Below are 19,153 nucleotides of genomic sequence, written 5' to 3'. Positions count from 1 at the left end.
TATTCACATTACCCCTTTTATTTAATAGAGCTAGTGCTAACAATAATCTATGTCCTAAATAATTCGAAGTGCCGCACCAATGATGAATTGTTTTTTGAAACCACTGAGTTCGATTAATCAAGGTGATGTTGCTGAATTATTTATCTGGTATTATCTCTGAGCATCGCTTCGTTAAAGAAATCCAAACCAATGGCGCTTACTTTTGGTTCCTATATATAGGACTCACTGAAAAAGTATCGAATTCCACCACACTAACCAAAACAGCCAATACCTAATATTGATAGCTAGAAGGATAGGCGATTTTTATGTGTATTCAATATTATTTTAATAAAAGAAAAGCCGCCAAAACCCAACATAAAAAATTGATAAATAACAAATAAATTCAAAAAAACACACAGTTTGAAATATGGTAAATATCAAAAAATAATTTCAATTCATAATAAATTATCATTTCTTAATTAATCCCACTCTCTATGACTTCTTATTTAGTCCAAACAAGTACGTTCACATTATCAATCTAAATATATAAATTTCACCGCAAGACGAAATGCAATCATTGAGTCGAGTATTAACATCCACCACCAAAATGAGGCATTAGATTACATAACTGAAATTTATAACAGCAACTCAATATCTGCTTATCTCACTCTATTATTGGTGTTTAGCACCTTTGATAGTTCATTTATTCACAATGGAAATATCCTAATTATGGAAACAACGACTTAAAGGAAGGAATAAAAGGAATAAATAAATGATTTTTGGTATTAACCGTTACAGTATCAAATCATCTCAGATGCCCTTATTGATTCCCGTTTTACTGTCCGTATCCATCATACCAACTGGTTCAGTCTTTGCTACTGGGTTTGTAGATGGAATCAAAGTGAAGCCTTACCACCTGCAGACAGGAGAGACCGTTCACAGTGTGGCTCATCAATACAATCTGACGGTGGAGGAATTAAAAACATTAAATCAAAAACGCAATTTCGCCCGCGCTTTTTAACAACTTTCAGCTGGAGATCAAATCGATGTACCAAGCACTTACATCGCCAATACGACAGATAAAACGACGAAGAAAGGTGTACAAGTAAACGACTCAGATAGTGAAATTGAGAACTGGTTGGCCCAAACTGCCCCTAACTTTTTCCAAGCGATGAACACACAAAGTGCAGAGGAGTACCTGACTAAACAGGCCAAGGATATGGCGGTGAGCACAGCGTCATCAACCATGGAGAGTTGGTTAAATCAATATGGTACCGCACAAATTAGTGTACAGCCGGGAGATAAACTGTCACAAAGTACGCTGTCTGCCGACATGCTGTTACCTGTATATCAAAACCCAGATTGGCTGGTGTTCACCCAGTTAGGAGGTCGGAACCTTAATGATCGCACCACCCTAAACTTAGGAGTGGGCGCTCGTCGGTTCAATGAGCAATGGATGTATGGCGTCAACACCTTTTATGACGCTGATATTACAGGTGGGAACAGCCGACTCGGTATTGGCGGAGAATTGTGGTCCGATAATCTACGCTTTTCAACCAATGGTTATCTGCGACTCAACAACTGGCATCAGTCACGGGATTTTGACGACTACGATGAACGCCCCGCCAACGGATTTGATATGACCGCCAGTGCTTGGTTGCCATCTTATCCACAACTTGGTGGCAAACTGAAATATGAACAATATTTCGGTGATGAAGTGGCAATGAAAGGTAAGGACTCTCGTAGTAAGTCGCCAAAAACAATGACTGTAGGGTTGAATTACACACCTATTCCATTAATTACCCTTGGGGCTGACTGGCGTACAGGACAAGGAACTGATGATCTGCAACTTCAGGCACAACTGACCTATTCATTCGGTGTGCCTTGGAAAGACCAAACATCATCGAGTTCAGTTGCTCGCCTGCGTTCGCTCTCAGGCAGCCTAATGGCACTGGTTGAGCGCAATAACAACATTGTACTCGAATACCGTAAACAGGATTTGATCAGTTTAATACTGCCGCAGGAAATCCGTGGTCGAGGTGCCAGCCTACAGTCACTGAGCGCTATCTTAAAAGCGAAATATGGTGCTGAACGTGTGAAATGGGGAATGCTGACAGAGTTTTCATCCAACGGTGGGAAAGTACAGTCTGTTGGCAAAAGTTTAACAGCTTGGCAAATTCGCCTACCTGCTTGGCAGGCGGGTAAAAGCAATACTTATACCCTAAGTGCTATTGCATGGGATGGAAAGGGAAATGCATCAAAACCGGCCTATATAAAAGTGATTGTCGACGCAGGGTTTTCTAACCGCTACTCAAGTTTGACTGTTGGATCAGGTGTACTGAATGTCGATCAGTCGGAGGTATTAACGCTGACGATGCGGGATGAGCAGAATGCACCGATGACTAAATTGGCTTCATCGATTCAGTTGCCGTTCGCCTTCACGACACAAAAAGGCGGGTCATCACTATCGCCTTCGCAAAGTGGCGTTAAGTTGGAGGCGTTGAAAGAAACGGCACCGGGTGTTTATACCACCACCACTGGAAAATTGCCGGGCACCCTCATTTTTAGTCCGAAGGTAGAGGGGATCAATCTAGCGTCAACAAAAATAGAAGTGATGGCAGCCCCCGTAGGATTACAAATATTTCATAACGGCAGTGTTATAAAAAAGCGCCCCGTCGTTGGGGATGTCCTAACAGCAACACCAGAGTGCCAAGTCAACTGCATTTTGCCGACAGCTTGGCAATGGGAAGTGGAGACAATACAAGGATCAGGACAGTATCAAGCGATTAATGGCGCTACAGCCATGACATATACAGTCACCGCAGACACGCAAAAACGCAGGTTGCGAGCGACCGCACAATAAATACGCCTATAGGGCAACTTAATAAATTTAAAATATAAGGTAATAATTAGATGAGCAACAAAAATCAACAAACCCCAATGATCCGCAAAAACAACCTATCTGTCCTGATTGCGGGAGCCGTGTTAGGCATGACTTTTGGTACATCGGCACTCGCTGCCACGACTCAGACTCCGATCTCGATAACCTCCCCAGCAACAACTGCGGTTATTGGTCATGCACCAGAGCTAAAAGCGGGTACCATCACGGCCACAGATAAGAACAATGACGGTGTATTAGGTGAGAATGATGAGTTGAAAGCGTCAGGTTTTGACTTCAGTGATAAAGACAACGATACACTAGTGTCTATCGTCTATGAATGGCATGACGGCAAAAATGTTATTGCAGGGCAAACGAGCGACATGCTGAAACTGACATCGGCATTGTTAGGTAAAAACATTACCGTTAAGGCCGTCGCAAAAACGGATCTAGCTAAGACGGAGCCGTCAGAGAGTGTAGCCGTAGCAGCAGCAACCTTCATCGATATCGGTGGTAAGACAATATTGGGCGGCACTAATATCCCAACAGTGAATGGCAATATCGTGAAATCAGTAACTATTTCGGGTCTCACTGGAGCTGGGTCACGACCGCTGGTTGGTGATTCGCTGAAAGCAAATGTCACCTGTCACGGGACTTGTGATAATAACCTGACTTACAAGTGGCAGATTCAAGACTCTGTGAATTCGAGCAAATACACAGATATTTCAGGTGCAACCACAGCAACATACACGGTTAAGAGCACAGAGCAGAAACGTAAAATTCAGGTTATCGTTTCGAACAAATAATCACTATCCCCCGCAGCGAAACATTTCGCTGCGGTATTTTTGATAATAAGCACCCATAACACACTGCGATAACAGAAGAGGATATTCATAAAATGGCAGAGAGGACAAAAATTATCCCCCTTATTCGTCTGATAACGTTGGCAGCAGGATTGGTCATCGTAGGAGGCGTATCCGCTTCTGTGATCGAAGTCAATACCCAAACGCTTCCCGTTATCGGTCATGCACCTGTCGTGACTGATGTTCAATTTAATAATAAGACACCCGCCGTTAATGACACGGTCACCGCTGATCCAAAGATAACGGATGCAGATAAGGATGCATTAGAAACATCACTTTTTCAATGGAAACTCGATGGTAAAAATATTTCAGGAGCCACGCAAAATAGCTATAAACTCGTCCCCGGCGATGGCAATGGAAAACAACTGTCGGTCGAGGTCACGCCACAAACCGACCCTAAAATCACAGAACCAGCAACTGGCGCTATATTCACTTCATCAACTCTCACTACTAGAGGGCTGGCACCAGAAGCTCATGATGTGAAAATTGATGGTCAGCCAGAGCCTGGTAGATTACTGACCGGAAATTATCGCTACCATGATGGGGACAGCCCGAGCGATCCTGAGAGTGGAACCAGTTTCGAGTGGTTCTGTTTGCGTAACAAGAATCATCAGGCGATATCAACAAGCAGAACTTATCACATACAAGATGCAGATATAGGGTGTGAAATTTATTTCAATATCATCCCTCGCTCATCAAGCGGAACACCGAGTACAGGTGCGCAAGTTCAATCGAATAAGGTCACTGTAGCTAAAGCAATACCATCACATCTAGTAGAAATATATAACGGCAACCAAATAGGGAATCGCTCCGGATATGGGTACAATATGGTGATAAATTATTCGCACCTCGGTTATGGCAAACCGATATCAATAATCATCAGTGAATACAGGAACGGAAATATCAGTGCGGTAAATAAGTATCAGGTTGGTAAGAAGACTCACAGTGGTTCAATTGTTACTGACGACGGAAACACTATAAAGTTTGGAAATAATGCAAGCTCCAGTATCGGGGAAACTATTTATCTTGTGGTCCGCGTTGATTTTCCAAACGGCAAATTTTCCCACGCGACATCGCCTAAAATAGTACTGCAGCGTTAGTAATTTGCTCACTCAAAACCCTAGCCATTTGGTTAGGGTTTTTCCAGCCATTGAGAGGAAAAGCTGAAAAGCATGCTCCTGTTAATCGTCAACAACCTGTTTACCAACAACTCAAAAAAATTCCGACAAATAAGATAAAACCAACATAGTTATTATTCATAAAAGCTTTAAAACAGGGAGCACGCTCTCTATTGACCATCAGTTTTTGCTGATAAACAAATAACCCCACAACCAGCGCCAGAGAAAAATAGTAAATGCTCCCCAGAGCAGCCAATGATCCCACAGCCACCAGCAAGCCGATCATCAGTAATTGCAGTAACCCAATAATTAATTTGTCATACTGGCCAAATAAAATGGCTGTTGATTTCACGCCGATTTTTAAATCATCGTCACGGTCAACCATGGCATATTGCGTGTCGTAAATCACTGACCAAATAATATTTATGAAAAACAATACCCAGCATACTAACGGGAGTGTTTCACCCACCGCAGAGAAAGCCATTGGAATCGACCAGCCAAATGCTGCGCCCAGTACAACCTGAGGTAAATGACTGACTCTTTTAACAAAAGGGTAAATCCATGCCAAAGCAAGCGCCGCAATGGACAACCAAATTGTCATTGAATTGAGTGTCAAAACTAGCAGAAAAGAAAGGCCAACGAGGCTAGCAAACAATATTTTTGCTTCTTTTTCTGTCACGTCACCACTCGGGAGTGGGCGGTGTTTAGTCCGCTCTACGTGGCCATCAAAATGACGGTCAGCAAAGTCATTAATAACACAACCAGCTGCACGCATAAAAAATACGCCGGCAGTAAATACAATTAAAAGATGTAAACTTGGCGTACCTTGAGCTGCAATCCATAATGCCCAATATGTCGGCCACAATAGCAACAGTGAACCAATGGGTCTATCAATACGCATTAAACGGCTGTATGCATGCCATTTACTGAGCGTCATACTTCCCTCCACTTTGTCGTGCTCCTTTTCGAATCCCATCATACTTCAAATTAGGTATATTTTAATACCACCAACCTCTGCAACTTACTGATTTATATTTGTTGGCATAGTGTCATTGCAGAAACCTGAAAATTCAAAATACTTAGGATAGTTAACGATATGCAGGTGATTCAGGTAAAAATATTTCGGTTAATAATAAGGGTTTATCCGATAATCTTAACCGAGAACAACGTACCCAACGGTTTGCGCAAGAACCAATATGAATATAATCTCGAGTTAAGCTGTCACGGCTAAATAAATAACGCCCTAACGGCATTCTCCCAATATCCACCAGCTGCTGATCATTATCAGTCAGTGTTTCTTCAGGGATTACCGTTCGGCCCAGTAACCAAGGGATACCATCTCCATACATGACAACTTCTCTGACCCAATAACGCTGGCTTTCAGGTAAAGACTGCACTTCATCCGCACTTAGCTTATCTTGCGATACATAGCGCTCTAAATAAGGTATCACGGTAACTTGCTGGCTATGTTGCTCAAAACGTTTTGTCATGGAGCCAAGCTCTAATAGCCAATCTAATACATTGGCAGGCACTATTTTATCGTTCTCCGCCAGCCAGTGAATCGGCTGAGAAGTAAAAAGCGTTTCATCCATTACTTAAAATTCCACCATGAATAACATGGTTATGATTTACTGTATTTCTTACACAATAGGATATCACGTTGTTTTACGACAAGGTTAAAGTTAGCTAACAATTTATATAAAAAGTCACATTTTCAACACAAAATGTAAAAATATAGTGAAAAATTTTTTAAATACTAACGAGTTATCGATAATAATAAAATTCATTAATATCGTAACAAACTAGATTTATTTGCTTGAAAAATAGTCGATTAAACAATCGTTCAATTAAACAAAATGTCGACTAAACAATATAAGGCAGGAAGCTCCTACCTTATATTGAAGTATTTAAATAATACGTTAGTAATTTATCGCCAAGCTTTATAGCTATTAATCAAACCATTGGTTGAACTATCATGGCTGCTGACTTTTTCACTGTTTTCTAATTCAGGCAGAATGCGGCTCGCTAATTGTTTACCTAATTCTACGCCCCATTGGTCAAACGTGAAGATGTTTAAAATCGCCCCTTGGGTGAAAATTTTGTGCTCATACATGGCAATCAATGCACCTAACGAATATGGTGTAATTGATTTCAATAAAATAGAGTTAGTTGGACGGTTGCCTTCAAACACTTTATAAGGCGCAACATATTCCATATCTGCTACATTTTTACCTTGTGCAGCAAATTCAGCATCGACCACTTCACGAGTTTTACCAAATGCTAGTGCTTCGGTTTGCGCAAAGAAATTCGATAACAATTTTTCATGGTGATCCCCTAACGGGTTATGAGTTACCGCAGGTGCGATAAAATCACATGGGATCATCTTCGTTCCTTGGTGGATCAACTGATAAAACGCATGTTGGCCATTGGTTCCTGGCTCCCCCCAAATAATTGGACCAGTTTGATAAGTAACAGGTTTTCCATCACGACCAATATATTTACCGTTCGACTCCATATTGCCTTGTTGGAAGTATGCGGCAAAGCGATGCATGTATTGGTCGTATGGCAGAATCGCTTCAGTTTCTGCTTCAAAAAAATTGTTGTACCAAATGCCAATCAAACCCAACAACACTGGGATGTTTTTTTCTAATGGAGTTTGGGTAAAATGTTTATCCATCGCATGGGCGCCGCTCAATAATTGAACGAAATTATCAAAGCCAACCGATAAAATAATCGATAAACCAATTGCTGACCATAATGAATAGCGGCCACCAACCCAATCCCAGAATTCAAACATATTGTTGGTATCAATACCAAATTTCGCAACTTCTTCGCTATTCGTTGAAAGCGCCACAAAATGCTTAGCAACTTGGCTTTCATCTTTTGCCGCAGCCAAGAACCAATCACGAGCAGAATGCGCATTAGTCATGGTTTCTTGCGTTGTAAAGGTTTTTGACGCAATTAAGAACAATGTCGTTTCTGGATTCAGTGTTTTCAACGTTTCAGCGATTTGCGTGCCATCCACATTAGAAACAAAGTGCATATTTAGGTGGTTTTTGTATGGTCGTAGTGCTTCTGTCACCATAAATGGACCAAGGTCAGAACCACCAATACCGATGTTCACCACATCAGTAATCGCTTTACCGGTGTACCCTTTCCAATCACCGCTGATAATGCGCTGACTAAATTGCTGCATTTTATCCAATACCGCATTCACTTCAGGCATGACATCTTTGCCATCGACATAAACAGGGGTGTTATCGCGGTTGCGCAAAGCAGTATGTAATACCGCACGGTCTTCAGTACGGTTAATTTTCTCACCTTGGAACATGCTGTTGATAGCGCTTTCTAGCTCTGTTTCTTTTGCTAAGGCTAATAAATGTTCCAATGTTTCTTGTGTAATTCTATTTTTGGAGAAATCCACTAAGATTTGACCATCGAACGTCGCCGAAAAATGAGTAAAGCGGTCTTTATCCTGTGCAAACAAATCGCGCATATGAACATTTTTCATTTGCGCAAAATGTTGCTCTAGCGCCCGCCATGCAGCCGTTTGGCTTGGATTAATACTTCTCATGGATAACACTCTCCAAATAATATTAAATAGAAATAGATTGTACCCCGTCACGAAAACGAGACTTATCGGTTTTCTGCGTTATATTGATATTCCCCAATTCTGCCGCATTTTTCCAGACTTAATTACCCCTTTTATTGAAATACGCACTTTCAATGCATACCACTTAAAAAATAGCAGGTATATGCTCTCAATAATTCAATGAACGCAGTCAACTCCCACGCAGCTTGAAGTATGACGAGTATATTGAGAAAACCGATAATAAATTACCTATCATTAGAATTACTGATTTACTTCGATTCTTGATTGACGCAATCCCATTTACCCGATAAATCTATATAAAGATTAGGTTTAACCAAAGGGATTGACACCATGAATACCGCAGCGCCTTCAACAGACAACCATCAGTATGTTATCGCCAAATTTGGCGGCACCAGCGTCGCTAACTTTGAAGCGATGAACAACAGCGCCAATATCGTTCTTTCCAACCCAAATGTGCGAGTTGTGGTACTTTCAGCTTCTGCTGGCATTACCAATTTATTAATCGAACTGGCTGAAGGCTGCGATGCGGATAAACGCAATGAACTGCTGAAAAAAGTGAAAGATATTCAATATGCAATTATTGATAATCTACAAACAGCTGATGTTATTCGTGAAGAAATCAATCGGTTACTTGATAATATTGCACATTTAGCTGATTCGGCTGCTTTAGCCACTTCCGATGCATTAACGGATGAAATGGTCAGCCATGGCGAATTAATGTCAACCTTACTATTTGTTGAAGTACTACGCCAACGTAATGCTAATTCCCAATGGTTTGATGTACGCAAAGTAATGAGAACAAATGACAGCTTTGGTCGTGCTGAGCCAGAGTTGACTCAACTAAAAGCATTGTCAGAACAACAACTCATGCCGCGCCTTGCCGAGTCGGTTGTGATCACTCAAGGGTTTATTGGCCGTGATGAAAAAGGCCGCACGACAACGCTTGGCCGTGGTGGAAGTGACTACACTGCCGCTCTGTTAGCTGAAGTACTTAATTTATCACGTGTCGATATTTGGACTGATGTTCCTGGAATTTACACCACAGACCCTCGCGTCGTACCGAGTGCCCAACGGATTGATGAAATTGCTTTCGATGAAGCCGCTGAAATGGCGACTTTTGGTGCAAAAATTTTGCATCCAGCGACACTCCTTCCTGCAGTACGTGCCGGGATCCCTGTTTTTGTTGGTTCAAGTAAAGCTCCCGAAGCTGGCGGTACCATTGTGTGTGATAAAACCACTAATCCACCACAATTTAGGGCATTAGCACTGCGCCGCAAACAAACGCTACTCACCTTACACAGCCTAAAAATGCTGCATGCGCGAGGCTTCTTAGCGGAAATTTTCACCATTTTACTGCGCCACAATATTTCAGTGGATTTAATTACAACGTCAGAAGTCAGTGTTGCACTAACCTTAGATACAACGGGTTCAACGGGAACTAACGGCAGCTTACTCACCAATGCGCTGATGACAGAGTTATCCGCATTATGTCGTGTCGAAGTAGAAGAGAATTTAGCGCTCGTCGCAATCATTGGTAATGAGCTGTCGCAAGTGAATGGCCTAGGAAGGCAAATTTTTGGCGCACTTGAGTCATTCAATATTCGCATGATCAGCTATGGCGCAAGTAGCCACAATATTTGTTTATTGGTTCCTGGGAATGATGCTGAAGAGATCGTTCGTACCTTGCACAGTAACTTATTTGAATAGTGTCGAAGTTTGATCAAAATACCAAAAGGCGATCATCACGATCGCCTTCTCTATTATAAAATTAATCCCTTCCCGTATTTTTACTGGGTTGCGCAACACTGTTGGTGTATTGCAACATTTTGCCCGTCACACCTTTATTCTGTGTTAAAAGCGCTAAATTTCCTTTTGCTGTTTCATTACCGAGTTCTACTGCTCGCTCAAACCACATTACCGAACGGAAAATATTTTTTTCGCCCCCCTCGCCTCGTGCATACATCACCGCAAGGTTATTTTGTGCATCGCTGTTCTTTTTAAATGCCGCTTTTTCCAGCAATTGCCGAGCTTTCTGTGAGTTTTTCGCTACACCCGTTCCCGTTAAATAAAAGATAGCTAACTGGTTTTGAGCTTCGATGCTATCTTCTTGTGCCAGTTGCAGCCAACTCACAATTTTATTGACATCCACATTTTTCAACTCACCAGACACATACATCTTCGCTAACTTAATTTGAGCTGCATTACCATCACTGTTAGCAAGTGACATATACCATTCAATGGCCTTTTCAGGGTCTTTTTTAACGCCACCTAACCCTTTTTCATAGAATTCAGCCACTTTCATTCCTGCATCTTGGGATTTGTTTTGTGCCGCACGTTCATACCAGATAAAGGCTTCAGCGAGGTCTTTTCCAACGCCATCACCTTGTTCATAGGCTTTCGCAATCGCCAGTTGGGCTGCAATACTATTTTGTTGCGCAGCGCGTTTATACCAGTACATCGCTTGGTAGCTATTCTTTTCTATTGCACTATGGCCTTCTTGATAAAAGTCACCCATATTCACTTGTGCTGTCGCAGAGCCCATATTGGCGGCTTGGCGATATAAGTAAATCGCCATTTCGTCGTCCGGCTCTACACCTTCGCCATTTTCATACATCACCGCTAAATTATTCACAGCGGCAGCAATATTATTTCCCGCACTTCTTTCATACCATTCTCTCGCCTTTTGGTAATCGGTATCACCACCTAGCCCATCATGATAAAACAGTCCCATCGCAAACTGTGCGTTAGCGTGTTCTTGCTCTGCGGCCTCTGTATACCATGCTTTCGCTTGTTTTAAATTTCGCTCTACCCCAATACCATGTTCATATAAGTAACCCATCGCATATTGGCAATAAGCATCGCCTTTTTCGGCACCTCGGCGATACCATTGTTCCGCTTGCTGGTACTTTTCCTGATTGTGCAACAACATTCCAAGGTAGTAATCGCCATCTGTATTATCTCGGTCAGCTACCTTTTTAAACCAACGATAAGCCTCTTGCTCATTGGCAGCTAAAAACTCAGTCCCATCCATATAAGCAAGCCCAACATCCACCATCGCTTCTTCATCTCCGGCATTTGCTAGTTGCAATTTTGCTTTGAATTCATCAGGAATTGGCGTACTTTTAGGCTGCGCCTGTAGCGCATTTGGCTTATCTTTCGCAGAAGGTGCTTCAACGGTATTGCCAGCTTGCGCAAGAGAAATACCGCTAACATAGAGAACTAACAGAAAAGAACGTAATTTCATCACCATGACCTATTTATTGGCGTTATCTCATTAACATATCATTCCAATAAATAATTCATAAGGGATGTTAGCTGAAAAAGTAGAATAATAGGGAAATTATTCAGAAAATGGAGGAGACGCCGGCTCTTGCTGAAACTTTTGTCTCCGAAATAAACCCCAGAGCTTAATTAACGCGGTAACCACCATGTTTACTGGCAAATAAATTAAATTTACCCCACTCAATTAACAGAGCTTCCAATGTGCGGTGGCTGATCTTACACAGTTCAGAGATCTGAGAAACAACAAAGTGATTTTCGCTCACCAGTTCTGGTGAAAACACTTCCGCAATCCACTCACACTCTTTCGTGGTCACCAGCCAACCGTCATTGGTCGAAAATTTATGTACGGGTACCATGCCGTCTTTAGGGCTTTCTTGGGATAACAGTTTATTTTCATCAACTTGGGCTTGATGAAAAGCAGCGATTTCTTCCTCTGAAGGGACGGGTTCTACCGCTAAATTCTCTTCTAAAAACAGGTAAATTTCTTCTGCTCTTGCCGGTGTAAGCTCGCTTTTTAACCAGATTTGATTAAAACAGTGCTCATTCAGTGAATCATCGGTATCAAGCTTATCCATGATCTGTAAAACACTCATCATGGCGCTCACCGCGTCTTCACTCATCATAAACGTTTCAGGCGCAGCACTGTTTTGGATCTGATAAGGAAAAACCGCCGAGCGTGGCAGTTCTTCTTCAATAATAAATTCATAGCTCATCATTGGACCCCTCTAATGTATTACCTATAAGATGGTGCCGAATACATGAAAAATCAATGTATTGATCTGGTTTTAATCTTCAGGGTCATAAGCTAAGTTTGGTGCTAACCAACGCTCCAACTCCGTTACCGACATCCCTTTACGTTTTGCGTAGTCCTCAATTTGGTCTTTTTGTAGCTGAGCTACCGCAAAATATTTACTTTCCGGGTGGCTAAAATACCAGCCTGATACCGAAGCGCCTGGCCACATCGCATAGGAACTGGTGAGTTTCATGCCAATTTGCGTTTCTACATCCAATAACTGCCAAATTTTGGCCTTTTCTGTGTGCTCAGGACAAGCCGGATACCCCGGTGCAGGGCGGATACCTTGGTAATTTTCACGAATAAGCTCTTCATTACTCAAGTTTTCATCAGCTGCATAGCCCCAATATTGCCTACGGACTTGTTGGTGTAGATATTCAGCAAATGCCTCCGCTAGCCTATCCGCCAGCGCTTTAACCATAATTTTATTATAATCATCATGCTGTTGTTCATATTCATCAGCAAGCGCGTCTTCTTCTAAGCCCCCTGTCACTGCGAAAGCCCCAATATAATCGGCTTTACCGCTGTTTTTTGGCGCGACAAAGTCAGATAAACAATAGTTTGGAAACTCAGTTTTTAAGGTTTGCTGGCGTAAATTCAGCCCCATCACTTGTACATGGCTTCTTGACTCATCGGTATAAATTTCTACATCATCGCCAACTCGGTTTGCAGGGAATAAGCCAAAAATACCTTTTGGCGTTAGTAAACTTTCTTTATCAAGCTTATCTAACATATTATTGGCATCTTTCAATAGCTTACGTGCTTCAGAACCAACCACTTCATCTTCTAAGATCCGCGGGTATTTCCCCGCCAGCGACCAAGTCATAAAAAATGGCGTCCAATCAATATAGTCTCTCAGCGTTGAAATAGATGCTGTGACTTCTTGAATACCCTGGAATTTTGGTACAGGTGGTTGATAGTTTTGCCAGTCAATATTTACCGCATTCGCACGTGCCACATCCAGTGCCACCGGTGGTGTTTTTGGCCTTCTTCGACCATGCTGCTGGCGTACGGTGTCGTATTCACGGCGCGTACGCGCAACAAAATCTGCTTTTTGTGTTGCTGACAATAACGCCGAGACAACCCCCACTGTTCGGGAAGCATTTTGCACGTAAGTTGTTGGCCCACTGTAATTTGGCTCAATTTTCACAGCAGTATGTGCTTTTGATGTCGTCGCCCCACCAATCAGTAATGGTAAGGTAAACCCTTGTCTTTCCATCTCTTTAGCGACATGCACCATTTCATCAAGAGATGGCGTAATCAAACCAGATAACCCAATAATATCGACGTTTTCTTCACGCGCGGTTTTTAGAATAGTTTCACATGGGACCATCACACCTAAATCAATGATTTCATAGTTATTACACTGTAAAACAACACCAACAATATTTTTACCAATATCATGGACATCGCCTTTTACCGTAGCGAGTAAGATTTTTCCTGCACTGCTACCTGATTGTTTAAGCTCTTGAATATAAGGCTCTAAATAGGCGACTGCTTGTTTCATTACACGGGCGGATTTCACCACTTGAGGTAAGAACATTTTGCCTTCCCCAAACAGGTCTCCAACCACATTCATACCGTTCATCAAGGGGCCTTCAATCACTTCGATTGGGCTAGAAGCACGTTGGCGAGTTTCTTCAGTATCTTCAATAATAAATTCGGTAATACCTTTCACTAGTGCATATTCAAGGCGCTTTTCAACTTCCCAACTACGCCATTCCGCTTGTTGAACTTGCTGCTCTCCTGCCCCGGCTCCACGGTATTTTTCTGCCAGTTCAAGTAAGCGTTCCGTACTGTCATCACGACGATTTAAAATCACATCTTCAACAGCGTCTTTTAATTCAGAAGGTAAGTCATCATAGATAGCGAGCTGCCCCGCATTAACGATCCCCATATCCATTCCATTACGAATGGCGTAGTACAAGAAAACAGCATGAATCGCTTCGCGTACAGGGTCGTTCCCTCTAAATGAAAAAGAGACGTTGGAAACTCCGCCAGAAATCATCGCATGAGGTAATTGAGCCTTGATATCCTTACAGACCTCAATAAAATCAACTGCATAGTTATTGTGCTCTTCAATTCCTGTGGCTACGGCAAAAATATTTGGGTCAAAAATAATATCTTCAGGAGGGAAGCTCACCTCTTCGGTCAGGATCTGATAAGCACGGCGACAAATTTCAATTTTCCGTTCACGTGTATCTGCTTGGCCAACTTCATCAAATGCCATGACGACCACGGCAGCACCATATTTGCGCAATAGTTTAGCGTGCTCAATAAATGCCTCAACCCCCTCTTTCATTGAGATTGAATTGACGATCCCCTTACCTTGTATGCACTTAAGCCCCGCCTCGATGACCTCCCACTTTGAGGAGTCAATCATAATCGGCACGCGCGCAATATCTGGTTCGCCAGCAATGAGATTCAAGAAACGTACCATCGCCGCATGGGAGTCCAACATCCCTTCATCCATATTGATGTCGATGATTTGTGCACCATTTTCAACTTGCTGACGTGCCACATCTAAGGCTTCTTGGTAATTTTCTTCTTTAATCAGCCGCTTAAATTTTGCTGAACCTGTCACGTTGGTTCTTTCCCCGACGTTCACAAATAATGATTTTTTGCCAATATTTAGCGGTTCTAAACCAGATAAACGGCATTCAACAGGCAGTGACGGTAATTGGCGTGGAGTGATGCCTTTTACTGCATCTGCCATTTTTTTGATATGTAATGGCGTCGTTCCACAACATCCACCAACAATATTTAAGAACCCTGCGGTTGCCCATTCATGAATTTGTTCGGCCATATTTTGCGCATCAAGGTCATACTCACCAAACGCATTGGGTAGCCCTGCATTGGGGTGCGCACTGACATAACATTCAGCAATTCTTGATAATTCAGCAATATACTGGCGTAACTCATTAGGACCTAATGCACAATTCAAGCCAAATGATATCGGCTGAGCATGGCGTAATGAGTTATAAAATGCTTCTGTTGTTTGCCCTGATAATGTTCGACCGGAGGCATCCGTGATCGTCCCCGAGATCATAATCGGTAAAGAAACGCCCAAAGCTTCCAATTCGGTTTCTACCGCAAAGATCGCGGCCTTCGCATTTAATGTATCAAAAATGGTTTCGATCATGATCAGATCGACCCCACCTTTTACTAAAGATCGGGTAGATTCTCGGTAAGCTTCAACGAGTTGATCAAAGGTGATATTGCGATAAGCGGGATCATTAACATCCGGAGAAATAGAAGCGGTGCGGTTTGTCGGGCCTAAGACTCCAGCAACATAACGCGGTTGCTCTGGCGTTTTACGTGTCCACTCATCAGCACATTCACGAGCAAGACGTGCAGCAACTTCATTAATTTCAGCGGAAAGAGATTCCATTTTATAATCAGCCATCGCAATGGATGTTGAGTTAAAAGTATTGGTTTCAACAATATCAGCACCAGCTTCAAAGTATTGAGAATGGATATCTCGAATGATATCTGGCTGAGTTAAGACTAATAGGTCATTATTTCCCTTTAAATCACTCGGCCAATCTGCAAATCGCTCTCCGCGAAACTGGGCTTCCGACAACTTATGTTGTTGGATCATTGTTCCCATTGCACCATCTAATACCAATATACGTTTTTTTAATTCTTGTTCTAATTGATTAACTTTTGCGGACACTGCACTGCCCTCCTGAAATGGAACACTGAGAAATAAGTCAAATTTTTACTTTTAACATCCTATCACAACTTCTCTCGTGAAAATTCGCTGTTATGATGAGAGTTTTTCAAGGTTGCACAAGAGCACACTTTTCACTGATCCGATGAGTATTTTCAAGTGAAATAGTTCATAATAGAAGCTAAATGACAGTCAGGAGAGACTTAATGGCAACGGCACCAATTACTAAGAAACTTAAAAAAGCAAAAGGGCCGGCGAGTGGCGCAGCTGCAGCAGGACAAGTTCAATCATTAAGTCGTGGATTAACACTGTTGGAATATATTTCCGAATCAACAGGGGGAATCGCCCTCACTGACCTTGCGATGCAAGCTGGCTTACCCAACTCAACAACACATCGCCTATTAATGACGTTGGAACAGCATGGATTTGTTCGGCAAACTGGCGATTTAGGCCTATGGGTTATTGCTTCCCATGCTTTTATCATTGGTAGTAGCTTCTTAGAGAGTCGTAATTTGTTAGCTCTCGTTCACCCGATACTGCGCCGCTTAATGGATGAATCTGGGGAAACCGTCAATTTAGCTATCCTAGACCATACAGAGTACGATGCCGTCATTGTTGACCAAGTACAATGCAATGCGCTAATGAGAATGTCAGCACCGATCGGTGGAAAACTGCCATTACACGCTTCGGGTGCAGGCAAAGCGTTCATTGCTAATTTAACAGAAGACAAACTGGTTCCACTTTTAAGCCGTAAAGGTTTACATGCTTATACGCCTTATACACTAACTAACCCATCCGCCTTAAAAGAGAATTTACAACAGGCTAAAAAGCAAGGTTTTTCTTATGATGATGAAGAGCATGCTTTAGGGTTACGTTGTATTGGAGCTTGTATTTATGATGAGCACAAAGAAGCGTTTGCAGCTATTTCTATTTCAGGCCCATTATCACGTATCACTGATGACCGTATTACTGAATTAGGCGCTATGGTTATCAAGGCCGCAAAAGAAATAAGCCATGAATATGGTGCAAACCGCTAACTCAATAGTAAAGAGTGAAATACAAAGCAACCTGTATTTCACTTTAGCTTAATCTCACAAAGTTTTTTACTGCCCTCTAATCACCTTGTTGGTTTGTTGATACATTAGGCAACTGCGAGGTCTTTTCAAATAACTTAAATTTTTGCATATCACGGTACTTTTCAATAAGTGCCAACGCGATAGCCTCTGTTTCAGCATCCGCTTGTCCTTCAATATCTCTCGGCCGGAAATGCAGTTGGAAAGCACGTAATGTTTCTTTCGTCTGTGAATCTAACTGACCTGATAGAGGAATTGTTGAATAGCCGTAAAAATGAAGGGCTTTTTGAATGCGTAACACGTTTGCAGGCTCATTGGCATTACGCCCCGCCAGAAATTTAGCCACGGTTTTAGGATCTGGCCAAGCCCCTATACCATGTTGAGCAAGACGCTGCCATGGAAATGCCTTGCCTGGATCTTGCTTACGCAGTGGTGCGATATCACTGTGACCAATAATATTTTCTGGAGGAATGTTATAACGCTGCATAATATCTTGGAGGAGAGGGATCAACGCAACAATTTGTGCTTCATTATAAGGAGCCCAATATCGTTTTCCTTTTACATCTTTTTGTAATCCAGCATTGACGATTTCAATCCCAATAGAAGTATCATTCAAACCATTATGGTGTAACCAATAACTTTCACCTGCATGCCATGATTTTAACGACTCAGGAACGAGTTGTAATACAACAGGCCGGCCATTTTTAGTTTCAGGTACACTTGGAATGAGATAGTGAGAACTCACTTGACCTTGTGTTAGTGTGGCTATAGAACGCACATCATCAGAAACGGTGTAGTGAATAATGACATATTGAATACGTTGACTACTATTTTTTGATGGATAACGGTTATCGAGATAGTACCCCTTGTTCGAGGCTGAACAGCCTAATAGTAAAAAGGCAAATAATATCCCTATATATTTGAACATCGAACCATAACCTTACTCTATTGTTGATTAAGCTTTATTTAAGCATTCTGTAGTCATCAATACTATCAACTTTCATACATTAACGACAAAACGATGCTTATTATTCATAAGAATATAGTCAAAACGGTGAAATAACTGTTCAAATACATAGTGTTAACACCTTCTTAGTTCATATTAGAAACAAAAAGTTTTCATTATTCTGTAGAAAGTTCCTCTTGCATTAAAAAGTAGGAGATATCACAAAAACAGAAGCAAGTACTAGAAAAATTATCATTATGAGTTCCAACAAATTCATCGACCATTAAAATAAAGATAAATTGATTATTTTTATTTCTAGAAGCTGATTTTAAATTATTTTCAATTTTAAGTAGTTATCATAAAAATGATTTTCCATCGACTATGCTAAATTAATCGTTTAGTTCTCTGTAACGTATAAGTTATAAAATATTTTCTTATACTAGCGATTTCTAAAAAGAATAAGGTAATTCATAAAATTTTATAAAGAGAAATAAAAAATAACCTTACTTAAATTACTGCTAGCTCATTTTTTCATACTCAACCTGCTTAGCAATTATTTTAGTAACTTCATTAATATCAATATCTAAAAAAATGACAATTTCAATTAGTTTATCTAAGCTCAATTTATTAATACCTAATTCATACCGTGATACCTGCTGTTGACTCAAATGAATAATTGAGCCTAACTCATTTCCTGACAATCCCTTACTCACTCTAGCCTTACGTAAATGATTACCTAATAATGCATAAACATTTTTCTTTTTAGCTATATGCATAACCATCTCCTAAATTTAAATAAGAAAAATAATTTAGCTAGTATTATTCATTATAAAATTAACCATAACTATTTAAAATAGTTACGAGTAATCAAAAAGCACAAGATTGATAGGCAAACATCATTTTTATATACAAAAGAAAAAGAACTAAGTAATATT

General features: G+C 41.3%; 15 protein-coding genes. 7 read left to right on the top strand and 8 right to left on the bottom strand.

Annotated features, from left to right (window positions below):
- The first annotated feature begins 122 nt into the window (after positions 1-122).
- The 5 genes from P3L37_RS01925 (at position 123) to P3L37_RS01905 (ending at position 4,820) form a co-directional block, all read left to right on the top strand.
- Positions 123-275 carry a transposase gene (locus P3L37_RS01925; RefSeq protein ID WP_162617350.1) on the top strand — a complete coding sequence of 51 codons (153 nt, stop codon included), beginning with the start codon at positions 123-125 and terminating at the stop codon, positions 273-275.
- Positions 276-751: 476 nt separating this feature from the next.
- Positions 752-1,000 carry a LysM peptidoglycan-binding domain-containing protein gene (locus P3L37_RS01920; RefSeq protein WP_109913072.1) on the top strand — a complete coding sequence of 83 codons (249 nt, stop codon included), beginning with the start codon at positions 752-754 and terminating at the stop codon, positions 998-1,000.
- Positions 1,001-1,117: 117 nt separating this feature from the next.
- Complete coding sequence (locus P3L37_RS01915) at positions 1,118-2,842, top strand: inverse autotransporter beta domain-containing protein (RefSeq protein WP_117163067.1); 1,725 nt, start codon at positions 1,118-1,120, stop codon at positions 2,840-2,842.
- Positions 2,843-2,892: 50 nt separating this feature from the next.
- Positions 2,893-3,663: a ZirU family protein gene (locus tag P3L37_RS01910; RefSeq protein WP_272667557.1), complete on the top strand. Its 771-nt coding sequence runs from the start codon at positions 2,893-2,895 to the stop codon at positions 3,661-3,663.
- Between the two features lie 92 nt (positions 3,664-3,755).
- Positions 3,756-4,820, top strand: a complete 1,065-nt coding sequence (locus P3L37_RS01905; protein WP_272667558.1) for a hypothetical protein — start codon at positions 3,756-3,758, stop codon at positions 4,818-4,820.
- A 100-nt stretch (positions 4,821-4,920) separates the two neighbouring features.
- Here the strand turns inward: P3L37_RS01905 and ubiA are convergent, their stop codons facing one another.
- The 3 genes from ubiA to pgi form a co-directional block, all read right to left on the bottom strand.
- Positions 4,921-5,775, bottom strand: coding sequence for a 4-hydroxybenzoate octaprenyltransferase (gene ubiA, locus P3L37_RS01900; protein WP_272667559.1), 855 nt, complete (start codon positions 5,773-5,775; stop codon positions 4,921-4,923).
- Positions 5,776-5,926: 151 nt separating this feature from the next.
- Positions 5,927-6,430 (bottom strand): chorismate lyase, encoded by a 504-nt coding sequence (gene ubiC, locus P3L37_RS01895; protein ID WP_272667560.1) that lies wholly within the window; start codon positions 6,428-6,430, stop codon positions 5,927-5,929.
- Positions 6,431-6,765: 335 nt separating this feature from the next.
- The gene (gene pgi / locus P3L37_RS01890) at positions 6,766-8,412 is read right to left on the bottom strand and encodes a glucose-6-phosphate isomerase (RefSeq protein ID WP_117163064.1); all 1,647 of its coding nucleotides are present in this window, start codon (positions 8,410-8,412) and stop codon (positions 6,766-6,768) included.
- A 369-nt stretch (positions 8,413-8,781) separates the two neighbouring features.
- Between pgi and lysC the strand changes: the two genes are divergently transcribed.
- A complete protein-coding gene (gene lysC / locus P3L37_RS01885; RefSeq protein ID WP_109913078.1) occupies positions 8,782-10,158 on the top strand; it encodes a lysine-sensitive aspartokinase 3 in 1,377 nt (458 codons plus the stop codon).
- A 61-nt stretch (positions 10,159-10,219) separates the two neighbouring features.
- Here lysC and P3L37_RS01880 read toward each other — a convergent pair whose 3' ends face one another.
- The 3 genes from P3L37_RS01880 to metH all read right to left on the bottom strand — a co-directional run bounded on the left by P3L37_RS01880 (position 10,220) and on the right by metH (position 16,202).
- Positions 10,220-11,695, bottom strand: a complete 1,476-nt coding sequence (locus P3L37_RS01880; RefSeq protein WP_109913079.1) for a tetratricopeptide repeat protein — start codon at positions 11,693-11,695, stop codon at positions 10,220-10,222.
- A 163-nt stretch (positions 11,696-11,858) separates the two neighbouring features.
- Positions 11,859-12,449 (bottom strand): hypothetical protein, encoded by a 591-nt coding sequence (locus P3L37_RS01875; protein WP_181937095.1) that lies wholly within the window; start codon positions 12,447-12,449, stop codon positions 11,859-11,861.
- Positions 12,450-12,518: 69 nt separating this feature from the next.
- Entirely contained in the window at positions 12,519-16,202 is a 3,684-nt protein-coding gene (gene metH, locus P3L37_RS01870; protein ID WP_272667561.1) for a methionine synthase, read from the bottom strand.
- Positions 16,203-16,405: 203 nt separating this feature from the next.
- Here metH and iclR point away from each other — a divergent pair, with 203 nt between their 5' ends.
- Positions 16,406-17,236 carry a glyoxylate bypass operon transcriptional repressor IclR gene (iclR, locus tag P3L37_RS01865; RefSeq protein ID WP_004915246.1) on the top strand — a complete coding sequence of 277 codons (831 nt, stop codon included), beginning with the start codon at positions 16,406-16,408 and terminating at the stop codon, positions 17,234-17,236.
- A gap of 76 nt (positions 17,237-17,312) precedes the next feature.
- On the opposite strand, the gene P3L37_RS01860 is transcribed toward iclR, so the two are convergent.
- Together P3L37_RS01860 and P3L37_RS01855 are read right to left on the bottom strand one after the other, a co-directional pair.
- Positions 17,313-18,200 (bottom strand): N-acetylmuramoyl-L-alanine amidase, encoded by an 888-nt coding sequence (locus P3L37_RS01860; RefSeq protein ID WP_109913082.1) that lies wholly within the window; start codon positions 18,198-18,200, stop codon positions 17,313-17,315.
- A 536-nt stretch (positions 18,201-18,736) separates the two neighbouring features.
- Positions 18,737-18,994, bottom strand: a complete 258-nt coding sequence (locus P3L37_RS01855; protein WP_004915254.1) for a helix-turn-helix domain-containing protein — start codon at positions 18,992-18,994, stop codon at positions 18,737-18,739.
- Positions 18,995-19,153 lie beyond the last annotated feature (159 nt).

The organism is Providencia sp. PROV114, assembly GCF_032704305.1.
Lineage (GTDB): Bacteria > Pseudomonadota > Gammaproteobacteria > Enterobacterales > Enterobacteriaceae > Providencia > Providencia rettgeri.
Note: the sequence above shows the minus strand (reverse complement) of the source record. Positions and strands in the feature narration are given on the sequence as shown.